Genomic DNA, 12,704 nt, shown 5'->3' with positions numbered 1-12,704 from the left:
AAATACTTAATATTTTTGGTAACTAATTAGAAATTTTATAATTCTGCTCAAATGCTGGCATTGCATACTAGGAGCTTTCTTAGTATGCATTTTTTTCATTAAAATTTGCTTTCTTAAAGTCATAAGGCTCAATATGAAACGTTGGCAGTTTATTCGTAAAATATTAACAGCAGTATCTTTTAGTTTGTCAATTTTAGCTATTTCAACAAGTACTCAAGCAGCGACTCTCACTGCAGTAGACACAGAATTGACTTTACTTGTAGATGTATCGGGCAGTATTGATGATAGGGAATTTGACTTGCAAACAAAGGGTTATGTAAATACTTTTTTAAATCCCAATCTTTTCAAAGACTTTATATCTAAAGGACCATTAGGTAAGATCGCGGTCAACATGATCTACTGGTCTAACTCACTACAGCAGCAAGAAGTTGTAGGATGGTCTCTAATCGATAGCGTAGCAGCTTCACAACAATTTGCTAATGCTATTAGTGCGACAAAACGTCCATTTTCTGGCACGACTGCTCCTGGTTCTGCGATCGCTTTCGCCACTCCAAAATTCTTTAATAATGATTTTGAGGGAACGAGGCAAGTTATCGATGTATCCGGCGATGGAGAAGAAAATGACGGAATAGATACAGCAAGCGCCCGGAATCTTGCTCTTGCTCAAGGCATTGATGCTATCAACGGTATCATTATTAGCAGCGACCCTGTAGTGAAAAACTTTTATTTAGAAGAAATTCTTGGTGGTGTCAATGGTGATGGCAGCCCTGCTTTCTTAGTAGAAGCAGCAACCTTTGAGGAGTTCAACACTGCTATTGACAAGAAGATCAAAGCAGAAATTAGAATAAATTCTACTCCCATCACAGCAGATCCTCCTACAGGCAACACAAATCCGATTCCCATCACAGTAGATCCTCCTACAGGCAACACAAATCCGGTTCCCGTCACAGTAGATCCTCCTACAGGCAACACAAATCCGGTTCCCGTCACAACAGATCCTCCCGCAACCGACACAAATCCGGTTCCCGTCACAGCAGATCCTCCCGCAACCGACACAAATCAGGTTCCCGTCACAGTAAATCCTACTTCCGTCCCTGAAGCATCTTCGATACTGGGCTTGCTAGCATTTAGTGCTGTCAGCGCTGGCTCTATGCGTACACGAAACGAGAAACGCAAAGGACATTGAAAAACTTATCCACAACAAATACAAATTGAGTGCTTCTGAAAAGACAGCCAGAATTTGGCAGGAAAATTGGCTGTCAACATTTAGCTTTAATAAATTTTTAGGGAAACTTAACATATTTGTTTTCATATGTCAAGAAACGATCGACCAATAACCTATCTTCAACAACACAGTCAAATTTTTAAGGATAAATTTAAGCCGCAGCGAAGGACTCGTTCAGTGCTAATCTTGAAGATGACATTGGAATATCTTATGTCTTTCTTGACCTTATCTGGAATATAGCTTCAATTAATTAGGCTCAGCATGGTCACCACTGCAGAAAAAACAAACATTGGTTACATTACCCAGGTCATTGGTCCGGTTGTAGATGTTAAATTCCCTGGCGGTAAAATGCCACCCATCTACAACGCTTTGACCATTACAGGCAAAAACGAAGCCGGACAAGACATCTCTGTTACTTGCGAAGTGCAGCAGCTGCTAGGTGACAACCAGGTACGGACTGTTGCTATGAGTTCCACAGATGGCTTGGTACGTGGAATGGACGTTGTTGATACTGGCGCTCCTATCAGCGTACCAGTTGGTAAAGCCACGCTGGGTCGCATTTTCAACGTCCTTGGCGAACCTGTAGACAACAAGGGACCCGTAAATACTGAAGAAAAGTTCCCCATCCATCGCTCTGCACCCAAACTGACTGACTTGGAAACCAAGCCATCCGTGTTTGAGACAGGCATCAAAGTTGTTGACCTGCTGACTCCCTATCGTCGCGGTGGTAAAATCGGTCTGTTTGGCGGTGCTGGTGTAGGCAAAACCGTCATCATGATGGAATTGATTAACAACATCGCTATGGAACACGGTGGAGTGTCCGTATTCGGTGGAGTGGGCGAGCGCACCCGCGAAGGTAATGACCTATACAACGAAATGATTGAATCCGGAGTTATCAACAAAGATAACCCCAGTGAATCGAAAATCGCCTTGGTTTACGGTCAGATGAACGAACCACCCGGAGCCAGAATGCGGGTTGGTCTGTCAGCGTTAACAATGGCAGAGTACTTCCGAGATGTAAACAAGCAGGACGTACTGCTGTTTATTGACAACATCTTCCGATTTGTACAAGCAGGTTCGGAAGTATCAGCTCTATTGGGACGTATGCCTTCTGCGGTAGGATATCAGCCGACATTAGGTACTGACGTAGGTGACTTGCAAGAGCGCATTACCTCTACCACTGAAGGATCGATCACCTCAATTCAAGCGGTATACGTACCTGCGGACGACTTAACTGACCCCGCACCTGCTACCACCTTCGCTCACTTAGATGGAACAACAGTACTGTCTCGAGGTTTGGCAGCTAAGGGAATTTATCCAGCAGTAGATCCACTCGGTTCTACTTCCACCATGTTGCAACCCAACATCGTTGGTGACGAACATTACAATACCGCTCGTGCAGTACAGTCTACTCTCCAGCGTTATAAGGAACTTCAAGACATCATCGCCATTCTTGGTTTGGATGAATTGTCTGAAGACGACCGTCTCACCGTAGCACGTGCGCGGAAAGTAGAACGTTTCTTGTCCCAGCCCTTCTTTGTAGCAGAAGTCTTCACCGGTTCTCCCGGTAAGTACGTGAAGCTCGAAGAAACCATCAAAGGTTTCCAGAGAATTCTCTCCGGCGAATTGGATGACCTACCAGAACAAGCGTTCTATATGGTTGGAAACATCGAAGAAGCCGTCGCTAAAGCTGAAAAGCTTAAGGGTTAATGGCTAATGGCTAATGGCTAATGGCTAATGGCTAATGGCTAATGGCTAATGGCTAATGGCTAATAGTGAGTCCAGTTCTGTAGGCGGTGAGACCAGTGCTGCAGGAGGGTTTCCCGCGACCTGGCAACTGGCGTATAGCCCTGCGGGCATAGCCTGCGGCAACGCGGAGTGTGTGCCTTGCACATAGCGTCTCCGCTCCTAAGATAGGGCTAATGGCTAATGGTTAATAGTGCAATTAGCAATTAGCTATTAGCAATTAGCTATTAGCAATTAGCTATTAGCAATCAGCAAAAAACAAAGGACAAAAAACGAATGACTTTGACTGTTCGTGTAATTTCCCCAGATAAAACAGTGTGGGATGCGGCGGCTGAAGAAGTCGTTTTGCCAAGTACCACTGGTCAACTCGGTATTCTTAGCGGACACGCACCACTTCTAACCGCCCTAGATACGGGAGTCATGAGAGTACGTCCCGATCGCAATCAGGGCTGGATCGCTATTGCTCTGTTGGGTGGTTTTGCTGAAGTTGAGCAAGATGAAGTGACAATTCTGGTTAACGGTGCTGAACGTGGTGACTCTATTAATTTAGAGGAAGCCCGGAGTGCTTTTGGTGAAGCAGAAACTCGTTTGAATCAGGTACAGCAAGGCGATCGACAAGCACAAATCCAAGCAACCCAAGCATACAAACGCGCTCGTGCTCGTTTTCAAGCTGCTGGTGGATTGATTTAAGTTGCGTAAAAGCAATTTTGGCTCATATGAGCGGCAATATGGCTCATATGAGTGGCAATTTTAGCTTGTGTGGGACGGGCGTCTCGCCCGTTCTACCACACACTTAACAACAAAAACTTCATAAAAGGGTGGGCATTGTCCACCCTAATTATGCGTCTTAATGTGGAAATCAGGCGCTACCTGTAAAAGTAACTTCAGGAAATTTTGCCTGTGCTTCAGCCATCGGACGGTTTCTACCTTCTTCTTGCCAATAGTTAATAACTTCTGTGGCTTTATTCAGTAGTTCTACTCGATCCAGTTCAGTAATCCAGTGTTTGGACTCTAATTCCTTCTTGAGTTCTTCCCAGGCATCATTTCTTGGCCAGAAAAAGTACTTAGTCAAAGGGCTTGTGCCTTTGCCTACTACTTGATCGACTGCCAATGCGACATTATCGTCTAACCACAGTATTTTCAAAAGAAATTTGGACAATGGCACCTCCGGTAAGTCTCCGGGCTATTTACTAACTTTGCGATCGCTTATTCTAACTCAATATCTACCCGCTTACCAAACAATAATTAGGACAGAAGGCTCGGAGTTAGGTCGCACTTAAGTTTTACCAGCGATCGGTCATTGCTTACCAGTTAAAATCTTTGTTGTTAAGGTTAAGGGTTGACAACGGATGCGGGGGGTCGATGGTGGAACTTCTACAAAGTTTTTTCTCAGACAATTTTATTCCTCACGGGCATTGTTATCTTTGGAAACCTGAATTAGTTTCCTTACACGTAATTTCAGATGTCATTATTGCGCTTTCATATTATTCAATTCCACTCACGTTAGTCTACTTTGTCCGTAAAAGACAAGATGTCCCGTTCAAAATTATTTTTCTGTTGTTTGGAGCTTTCATTGTTTCCTGTGGTACAACACATATAATGGAAGTTTGGACGCTTTGGTATCCTACTTACTGGTTATCTGGAACTCTTAAAGCTTTTACCGCTGTAGTCTCTTTTTATACAGCTTTAACTCTAATACCTTTAGTCCCGCAAGCCCTTGCTCTCCCGAGCCCAGCACAGCTTGAACAAGCAAATAGGGCTTTACAAAAAGAAAATGCCGAACGTCAAAAGGTTGAGCAAGAGTTGCGACAGTACAAAGAACATCTAGAAGAATTAGTCAAACAACGTACTATTGAATTAGAACACGCGAACAAACAACTTCAGCAAGAAATTCTTCAGCGCCAGCAGTCTCAGGAAAAAATGGCGCAGTTACTAAAAGAAGTAGAAAGTACAAACAAAGAGTTAAATGATTTTGCTTACGTGGTGTCTCACGATTTAAAAGCACCACTGCGGGGAATTAGTTCGTTATCTCAATGGCTCCTAGCAGATTACAGCGATAAACTCGACGAACAGGGTCAAGAATTCATTAATCTTCTTATTAATCGAGTTCAAAAAATGCATAATCTTATAGAAGGCATTTTACAGTACTCCAGGGTAGGACGTGTCAAAGAGGAGATCGGACAGGTTAATTTAAACCAATTAGTGGCAGACGTTATTGAGCTTCTCGATTCCAAAGACAGTATACAGATAGAGGCGATCGGTAACCTACCTGTGATTAACTTCGAGAGAACTAAAATAGAACAAGTGTTTCAGAATTTACTCAGTAATGCTATTAAATTTATAGATAAACCACAAGGAAATATTACGATTCAATGTCATGAAGGTAGCGATGACTGGCTCTTTAGCGTTGCTGATAATGGATTGGGAATTGAAAAAGAGCAATTTACCAGAATTTTCCAGATATTTCAAAAAATTTCTAGCGATAAAAGCTCTGATAGTACGGGAATTGGATTGGCTTTAGTGAAAAAGATTGTAGAAATGTACGGTGGTAAGGTTTGGGTAGAATCTGAGGTTGGAAAAGGGAGTACATTCTTTTTTACCGTGAAAAAACAGCTACCAATCAAGGCAGCATACTAGCATTGTAGTAGCGTGTTTTAAGCTAAAATGTTAGATTGAGTATTAAGGCATGCTAGTTTTACACGAGCCTCCTCTGGGATGAATCGCTTGTAGAGTTGAGCAATTGGCTGATGAAATGTGTGGGTTTTAACCCACACATAACAGAACGGAAACAAAGGCATAGAGGCAAAGCCACTACTTCTTTGAATTGGGTGCAAGTGGGCTTGACTTATGCACTTTTTCTGCACACCCAATTATGCGACAAGATGGCGCATTTGGAGCAAGAGTTGAATTGTTAAATTTTATGAAGAGAGTAGGCGGGCTCCCACGAACGTAAAACGTATGGCAAAGCCCTACCTACTTTTCTTTTTAGCTTGCAGGTACTGTAGGTTGGTGGTGTTATGTTCTCCAAACAAGCTTTACTTTGCATAACTATGAAGAAACACGTCCCATCGCAGAAGAGTTGGTAGGAGTTTCACGCTTCAAAATGGCTATGACTGGTATGCTTACGCTGTCCTTTGCGAACCATTCTTAGTCCATACAGGTACAACTCATAAATCAAACAGTGCGATCGCACCTATATCATTAAATCCGGGACGGGCATCAATTAAAATAACATCATTTTCTGCTCGTCCACATCTAACCGAATAATAACGAATTCTACATTAGGAATTAGATTGTCTTCTGCCTTACGGTACTAGCTCGATTTACAGGGTTTACTTCATACTTCATCATTTATACTTCATCATTTATACTTGTATGTCTTTGAACCCTAAATTTGCGTCTAAACTGCGTAGTGTTGCCGATCGCCTCTTTGATTTGATTGATAATTTTGCAGGAGCTAGAGTGCTTATTATTGGGGACTTGACTTTAGATGAGTTCCTAACCGGTCAAGTAGAAAGAGTCTCTCGCGAAGCCCCTGTATTAATTCTCCGTCATGAAACCACCAAGCAAGTACCGGGAGGTGGAGCAAACGCAGTCTATAATTTTGCCCGCTTGGGAGGACAAGTTCTTGCTGTAGGGCTTTTGGGTAAGGATGAACAAGGGAGAGCACTGCAAGGTTTGCTTGAAACTGCAGGCATTAAAACGGGCGGTATTTTTCTAGATGAGGAGCGTCCGACAGTCACAAAAACAAGAATTTCCGGGCATTCCCGTCAATCAGTGACCCAGCAAATGGTCCGGATTGACCGAAAATCAGAAGATTTACCTAGCTTGGATTTACAGCTACAATTAGCTGAGTATATTCAAGAACATATTCATACAGTTGATGCTGTGGTATGTTCTGATTACGGTGATGGAACGTTAACTCAACCCGTGATTTCAGCAGCCCTTTGTGCATCCCGGAGTGTTGTTGATGCTCAAAAGCATTTGAAGCGGTATCGAGGAGCAATGTTGTTTACTCCAAATTTACCAGAAGCAGAACTGGCTGTAGGATATGCTATTACTGATGAAGCTGCGCTGGCTCGAGCAGGAAAAGATTTGCTGGAATTGACTGACGCCAAGCATATCCTGATTACCCGTGGCGAACAAGGGATGACTTTATTTAACGATGATGGTACTAAAGATGACATTCCAGCTTTTAATAGAACTGAGGTGTTTGATGTGACCGGTGCTGGAGATACCGTGGTGGCTGGATTAACTCTTGGTTTAACTGCGGGGGCGTCAATTTGGGAAGCAGCTGTTTTGGGTAACTTAGCGGCTAGTATTGTAGTGCGGCAGTTTGGGACAACAACGACAACACCTGAAGAAATGAGGGTGGCTTTGCAACGTTTGTTGGAGGAAATGGAATGAACCGCACGGGTACAGAGTACACACAGAGAACAGAGGAGTAAGGGCTTTGATGAGTCGTCGGTTATTGGTGACTGGGGGGGCGGGGTTTATTGGCTCTAATTTTGTACATCACTGGCTAAAAGTTTATCCAAATGAGCGTGTGGTGGTGTTGGATGCTCTCACTTATGCGGGAAATCGTCGGAATTTGGAGTCTGTTGAGGAACGGGAAAATTTTTGTTTTGTAGAGGGAAATATTTGCGATCGCACTCTCATAACGGAGTTGCTACAAGCAGAACACATTGATACCATTGCCCATTTTGCTGCTGAATCCCATGTGGACAGGTCAATTTTGGGACCTGGTGCGTTTGTACAAACAAATGTGGTGGGAACTTTTACTTTATTAGATGCTTTTCGCCTGCATTGGGAAGCGAAAGGTCAGCCAAGAGATTATCGTTTTCTCCATGTTTCTACGGATGAGGTTTATGGGAGCCTGAGTCCTACAGCTCCTGCTTTCACCGAAAGTACACCTTATGCGCCTAACAGCCCCTATTCAGCATCTAAAGCCGGAAGCGACCATTTAGTCCGTGCTTATCACCATACTTATGGATTGCCAACAATTATTACAAATTGCTCTAATAACTACGGTTCCTATCAGTTTCCAGAAAAGCTGATTCCTCTAATGTGTATCAATGCTCTTATGGGTAAGCCATTACCAGTTTACGGCGATGGCAAAAATGTGCGGGATTGGCTTTATGTTGGGGATCACTGTCAAGCTTTAGATGTCGTGATTCATTCCGGACAACCGGGTGAAACCTATAACATTGGTGGTAACAATGAGGTGGAAAATATCAATCTCGTGCAAATGTTATGTCAATTCATGAATGAATTGGCACCTAATTTACCCGTGCATCCAGCAGAGCAATTGATTACTTTTGTTAAAGACAGACCGGGGCATGACCGGAGATATGCTATAGATGCATCTAAAATTAAAACACAGTTGGGTTGGACGCCTTCGGTAACGATCGCAGAAGGTTTGCGTCTTACTGTGGAATGGTATCTGACCCATCGCGATTGGTGGGAACCTCTGCTATCGGAGGAGTATCAGGCTTATTACAGGAAGGTTTATGCTTAGTGGTGGAGTATTAATGTGCTGCTGCAAAAATTTGTTCTGCTGTAAGCTTTAATTCTGAGAGAGTTGGGGAAATAATGGGCTCGCCATTACGAAACAGGTGCTTTTGATACTCCCCATTTACAAGCTGGCAAATTGTGAGTGTCGGCTGTTTCGGTTTTCCAATATACTCTCTACCGCCAATTCCTAAGTAATCGACAATCCAATATTCAGAAATACCTAAAACTTCGTAATCTTCAACCTTGCGAGCATAATCATTTTGCCAGTTAGTACTGACGACTTCGACAATCATCTTAACAGAAGTTCCTAAAGTAATAACTGGTTCTCGTTGCCATAGTGGTTCCGAGTCTAGAGTGCTTCGATCTAAAATGACAACATCAGGTCTCAATGCTGAGAGATTCCCCAGAGGTTTGATAATACATCTCATGGGGATAAAGTAAGGTAAATCGAGTCGGTCAATCTCAACGTTTAACTTACGACTAATAAAACCTGCCACTTGCTCGTGCGGTCCTGTTGGGTCCATATCTACTAATTCCCCATCAATTAATTCGTAGCGGTCGTCGTCCCCGTAGAGAGTAATAAACTCATCATATGTTAAAAGTTTAGACGCTGCCTGAGCCATAGCATCAACCTCATTTCTGTTGCCAAACCAATAGCGCTCTCCATACGACCACAATAACAAGAACAAAGGGAATTGGGCGAACAACCCGCACTCCCTCAAACTACGCTAAATTACCTGAGTACAAGTTGACGAGCAATTGTTTGATGATACCATCGGCGGAATAATAAAGTCGGTTTATCTGTAGGTACGTGGCATTCTCCTGCAATTGCATGGATTTCACCTATTTGAGATTCAACGACTACTCGGTCTTCTACCAACGGTTTAATGAATTCTTGGGCTGCAAATTGTTGAGTTTGAGCATCCATTCCTTCTGCCATTTGTAGAATTATCGTGCATTGCGTTTGATGCTCATCAATCGGAACAGCAAAAAAATGTTCTCGCTTTACCGGAAAGCCTAGATCGTCAAACTTGACCATGACTAAATTCGGTTGCTGCCACTCTAAAGCAAAAGTAGGCGGTACACCCGCATAGGGTGTGAACACTTCAATGCGATCGCCGCTATCATTAACCTTCAAGTCTAAAACGTCACCCGACTCCAGGGCTGATTGTGCGATTTGACCAAACGATTCACGATGTACAAACGGCAGATGAACAAAATCTAAGCTAGCCTCGATCGCTCTCGTCCAGTGAGTTTTCCAAATTTCTTGGTGAATGTAGTAGGCTGTCTCCGATAATTTCAAGCTGTCGGGAATTTGCAGGACAGGAGGCTTACCTTCTCCTGTAAAAATCCAAACACAACCTGCAATGACTTGAGTGGGAAAACTGTTCACAGCCAAACGAGAAAAATTAATCTTGTTGACATCGTTAAAAGGGACACGGACACAAGCTCCATCCCCATTAAATTGCCAGCCGTGATAGGGGCATTCAATACAGCCATTCGGAGTCACACGCCCTAAAGAAAGAGCAGCACTCCGATGAGAACAGCGATCGCGCAATGCCCGAATTTCACCGGACTGCGTGCGAAACAACACAAGTTTTTCTCCTGCTAACGTAACTGATACAGGGCTCTCACCCAGTTCGCTGACTGGCAATACAGGCATCCAAAAATTTTGCAATATTTCAAACATGGTAAGTTTTTCCTTCAAAAGTTGGACATTAGTCTACCTAAAATTAGGTAGATTTTAGAATAAAAAATTAAGGCTTCAATGCCCCTTCCAGCAACAACGCAATCAAAGTTGCCACTGATGCTTCATCCGATTTGCTTCCGTATCGCTTAAAGGTATAAAGGGCTTCGATACTTGCCAGGAATGCGCCACCGATAAATCCCGGATCGGATTGCAAAGAAGGATGCAATCGATCTAAACTCTCAGCAAACAACTCTTCCAACGGAGCAAATACGCAACGATACATTGCTTCTTCCAGCCGCTCTGAACTTTCAGGTGACAACTCCGGTAAGTCTGTCAGTACCATTCGACCTCCATTTAAAGGGGGTTGTTGAATGAGCCAGGTGCCAATATGCTGCAAACGCCCTTCGAGGGTGGGAGGAGCCTCTGCCAGCAATTGTTTGAAGCGAACACGCCTCTGCTCTAGGTGACGCAACATCACCTCTACATATAACTCCTCCTTCCCTTGGGGAAAGTGGTAATAGAGGGAGGCTTGTTTCATGCCAAGATGCTCGGCGATGTGTTTGAGGGTTACTGCGGTATACCCGCGAGCTGCAAACAACTGCTCGGCAGCGTCAAGCACCGTTTCTCTGGATGAGGATCGATCGCTTTTCTTAACCATATACCTAACTTAAATTAGGTAGGTATGGTTTGTCAAGAGCATTTGTAGCGTTTTCGTAATGACACAGGTTGTTAATAATTGGTCCCCAGTAATCAATGACTGTTGTGACTGCACTCAGGAAATCCTCAGGCATAATCTGTGTGGGAACTTGACGGCAGTAGTATCTCCAGTTGCGGCGATTTTTACCTGTATTCCACCATTGAGGGTTGGTTAGAATTATCTGTACTTCCTGAAGGGTTGCATTGTGACTGCTAAATGCTACCCTAATTGCTTCTGGCAATAATGCTTTATCCAGCGGGATTAACGTTGCTAGCAACATCAAGTCATAAAGATCCTTCCCTCGCCAGCGTTTGGCTCCTTGCTCGATGAGACCGTGAAGTTTCCAACCAGCCATAAGTTCGGGTCGAGCAGCCTGGAGTTGCACGGGTTCTGCTGGAACTAAAGTTGGGTATTGAATCCATTCTTGTTCTGGAACGAGCGGGTCATTAAAACCCACATCGATTTGCAGCCGTTGGCGGTAGTCAAGCACTGAAGCATCCAAACACAAGCGCACGCCAGGAAAGGGATCTTCCATCCAAATACCCCGAGATTCCAGAGATTCTAGATGAAAGATCGTCCCATCGGTAAAACCATCGGTAGCAAGCAACTCCCGAAAGCGCTGCTCGGTTGACTCAATTCCAAACGGATACAACCCTACAAAATCGACATCAACCGCAATGCGATACCCTGGAGGAACCCACAACCGCGTCAGCATTCCGCCTCGAAGAACCAAGTCTTTTGCGCAAGCAGAGCAAGCAACCCGACGTAGAAGACTTTCTAAGAGGTGATAAGTTAAGATTTCATCAACAGGTCGAGAGATCGCCTGAGAGATTGTTTCAAAAAGCTTCATTCACTTCACCTCCTTTGGTTTCCACGGGTGAGTGTATCAACCAGCCAGCATCAAGCTCTAAGTTGCTGTCATAAACGGTATATTCTTGTTGAGGTTGCACGAGCAAAATGTGCCGTGCGCGTAGCGATGTCAGCAGCGCTTGAAAGCGAGCTTGAGCCGATCGCCGTCCAAGCCCATACACCCGCAACGTAATGAATCGGTGATGCTGTCCGCTAGCATTTAGTTTGAAGGCATTTACAGATAGATGTGCCCCAAATTTAGCACAATGTTGTCGCAAACCCTCCAAATCCGTCTCTTGTGAAAGTAGAGCTTTGATATGAAACTCGAAGTAATTCGTCACTGGATGCTGCGAGACTTCATTATCTGTCACCGGGATATCTTGGTTGTACGGCATTGCCTCAATTTTGACACGAGTCACTTGAAAACCTGCTAAGCAAATTCGTTGGGCGAGGTTGTGAACTTCTGTCCAAACTTGAGTGAGAGTTCCCCGATGATAGGATGCTGTCATCGGTTGCGATCGCGTGACTCCGTTAGGTAATTCTATAAGAACACATTTGACGTTTAACTGCTGACAAATATGTTGAAAGAGTTGTAGAGTAGCTCGTGACTCTGCACAGATAGTAATGTGCGCTTCAAAAGTTCCAGTGTAGTCGGTTCTAATAGAAGAGTTCGATGGAGCCATCTAATAAAAGGGTGGTTCTGTAGTTAAATGCTTATGTAATTTATTAAGTGTCATGAGTAACCTCTTTAAGCAGAGTTACTTTTGTAGTATATATAATACAAAAGAAAGTTGTCAAGTACTGTTGTAAAGTTTTGTAATACGCCGGACTCACGGACAAAAGTTTGGGAAATATCTGAAACGATCTGCTTCGATCGAGCTTTGTTGTTGCCAATTTCAAACAAACAGTAGTAGTAATATATGCTGAAACCATCCGATATAGTTTTGTAAAATTTATCCGTGTCTTTCCTCTCAAAGCCCGTA

At 43.7% G+C, this 12,704-nt stretch carries 12 protein-coding genes; 6 read left to right on the top strand and 6 right to left on the bottom strand.

Annotated features, from left to right (window positions below):
* Window positions 1-133: 133 nt before the first annotated feature.
* The 3 genes from AB0756_RS19895 (at window position 134) to atpC (ending at window position 3,661) form a co-directional block, all read left to right on the top strand.
* The gene (locus tag AB0756_RS19895; RefSeq protein WP_237265996.1) at window positions 134-1,186 is read left to right on the top strand and encodes a DUF1194 domain-containing protein; all 1,053 of its coding nucleotides are present in this window, start codon (window positions 134-136) and stop codon (window positions 1,184-1,186) included.
* Window positions 1,187-1,486: 300 nt separating this feature from the next.
* Window positions 1,487-2,935, top strand: a complete 1,449-nt coding sequence (gene atpD / locus AB0756_RS19890; RefSeq protein ID WP_050046592.1) for a F0F1 ATP synthase subunit beta — start codon at window positions 1,487-1,489, stop codon at window positions 2,933-2,935.
* A gap of 312 nt (window positions 2,936-3,247) precedes the next feature.
* Window positions 3,248-3,661 carry an ATP synthase F1 subunit epsilon gene (gene atpC / locus AB0756_RS19885; RefSeq protein WP_038080893.1) on the top strand — a complete coding sequence of 138 codons (414 nt, stop codon included), beginning with the start codon at window positions 3,248-3,250 and terminating at the stop codon, window positions 3,659-3,661.
* Between the two features lie 169 nt (window positions 3,662-3,830).
* Here the strand turns inward: atpC and AB0756_RS19880 are convergent, their stop codons facing one another.
* A complete protein-coding gene (locus tag AB0756_RS19880) occupies window positions 3,831-4,130 on the bottom strand; it encodes a 30S ribosomal protein PSRP-3 (protein WP_038080895.1) in 300 nt (99 codons plus the stop codon).
* A gap of 203 nt (window positions 4,131-4,333) precedes the next feature.
* Here AB0756_RS19880 and AB0756_RS19875 point away from each other — a divergent pair, with 203 nt between their 5' ends.
* The 3 genes from AB0756_RS19875 to rfbB all read left to right on the top strand — a co-directional run bounded on the left by AB0756_RS19875 (window position 4,334) and on the right by rfbB (window position 8,489).
* Window positions 4,334-5,608 (top strand): sensor histidine kinase, encoded by a 1,275-nt coding sequence (locus AB0756_RS19875; protein WP_038080898.1) that lies wholly within the window; start codon window positions 4,334-4,336, stop codon window positions 5,606-5,608.
* A 738-nt stretch (window positions 5,609-6,346) separates the two neighbouring features.
* Complete coding sequence (locus AB0756_RS19870; protein ID WP_038080900.1) at window positions 6,347-7,378, top strand: bifunctional heptose 7-phosphate kinase/heptose 1-phosphate adenyltransferase; 1,032 nt, start codon at window positions 6,347-6,349, stop codon at window positions 7,376-7,378.
* 49 nt (window positions 7,379-7,427) lie between these two features.
* Window positions 7,428-8,489, top strand: a complete 1,062-nt coding sequence (rfbB, locus tag AB0756_RS19865) for a dTDP-glucose 4,6-dehydratase (RefSeq protein ID WP_038080903.1) — start codon at window positions 7,428-7,430, stop codon at window positions 8,487-8,489.
* 10 nt (window positions 8,490-8,499) lie between these two features.
* Here the strand turns inward: rfbB and AB0756_RS19860 are convergent, their stop codons facing one another.
* The 5 genes from AB0756_RS19860 to AB0756_RS19840 form a co-directional block, all read right to left on the bottom strand.
* Window positions 8,500-9,108: a Uma2 family endonuclease gene (locus tag AB0756_RS19860; RefSeq protein ID WP_038080905.1), complete on the bottom strand. Its 609-nt coding sequence runs from the start codon at window positions 9,106-9,108 to the stop codon at window positions 8,500-8,502.
* A 110-nt stretch (window positions 9,109-9,218) separates the two neighbouring features.
* Complete coding sequence (locus AB0756_RS19855; protein WP_050046591.1) at window positions 9,219-10,175, bottom strand: aromatic ring-hydroxylating oxygenase subunit alpha; 957 nt, start codon at window positions 10,173-10,175, stop codon at window positions 9,219-9,221.
* 67 nt (window positions 10,176-10,242) lie between these two features.
* A complete protein-coding gene (locus AB0756_RS19850; RefSeq protein ID WP_050046590.1) occupies window positions 10,243-10,833 on the bottom strand; it encodes a TetR/AcrR family transcriptional regulator in 591 nt (196 codons plus the stop codon).
* 4 nt (window positions 10,834-10,837) lie between these two features.
* Window positions 10,838-11,722 carry a nucleotidyl transferase AbiEii/AbiGii toxin family protein gene (locus tag AB0756_RS19845; protein ID WP_063779557.1) on the bottom strand — a complete coding sequence of 295 codons (885 nt, stop codon included), beginning with the start codon at window positions 11,720-11,722 and terminating at the stop codon, window positions 10,838-10,840.
* Window positions 11,709-12,404, bottom strand: a complete 696-nt coding sequence (locus tag AB0756_RS19840) for a hypothetical protein (RefSeq protein ID WP_237265997.1) — start codon at window positions 12,402-12,404, stop codon at window positions 11,709-11,711. Before AB0756_RS19840 ends, AB0756_RS19845 begins: the two co-directional genes overlap by 14 nt.
* Window positions 12,405-12,704: the final 300 nt, after the last annotated feature.

The organism is Tolypothrix campylonemoides VB511288_2 (assembly GCF_045999855.1).
Classification (GTDB): Bacteria; Cyanobacteriota; Cyanobacteriia; order Cyanobacteriales; family Nostocaceae; genus Scytonema; species Scytonema bouteillei_A.
This window is presented reverse-complemented; position numbering and strand designations above follow the sequence as displayed.

Bases quoted from the DNA above. Each gene is read 5' to 3' on its own strand.
- AB0756_RS19895 (WP_237265996.1), top strand. From the start codon at position 134: ATGAAACGTTGGCAGTTTATTCGTAAAATATTAACAGCAGTATCTTTT.
- atpD (WP_050046592.1), top strand. From the start codon at position 1,487: ATGGTCACCACTGCAGAAAAAACAAACATTGGTTACATTACCCAGGTC.
- atpC (WP_038080893.1), top strand. From the start codon at position 3,248: ATGACTTTGACTGTTCGTGTAATTTCCCCAGATAAAACAGTGTGGGAT.
- AB0756_RS19875 (WP_038080898.1), top strand. From the start codon at position 4,334: ATGGTGGAACTTCTACAAAGTTTTTTCTCAGACAATTTTATTCCTCAC.
- AB0756_RS19870 (WP_038080900.1), top strand. From the start codon at position 6,347: ATGTCTTTGAACCCTAAATTTGCGTCTAAACTGCGTAGTGTTGCCGAT.
- rfbB (WP_038080903.1), top strand. From the start codon at position 7,428: ATGAGTCGTCGGTTATTGGTGACTGGGGGGGCGGGGTTTATTGGCTCT.
- AB0756_RS19860 (WP_038080905.1), bottom strand. From the start codon at position 9,108: ATGGCTCAGGCAGCGTCTAAACTTTTAACATATGATGAGTTTATTACT.
- AB0756_RS19855 (WP_050046591.1), bottom strand. From the start codon at position 10,175: ATGTTTGAAATATTGCAAAATTTTTGGATGCCTGTATTGCCAGTCAGC.
- AB0756_RS19850 (WP_050046590.1), bottom strand. From the start codon at position 10,833: ATGGTTAAGAAAAGCGATCGATCCTCATCCAGAGAAACGGTGCTTGAC.
- AB0756_RS19845 (WP_063779557.1), bottom strand. From the start codon at position 11,722: ATGAAGCTTTTTGAAACAATCTCTCAGGCGATCTCTCGACCTGTTGAT.
- AB0756_RS19840 (WP_237265997.1), bottom strand. From the start codon at position 12,404: ATGGCTCCATCGAACTCTTCTATTAGAACCGACTACACTGGAACTTTT.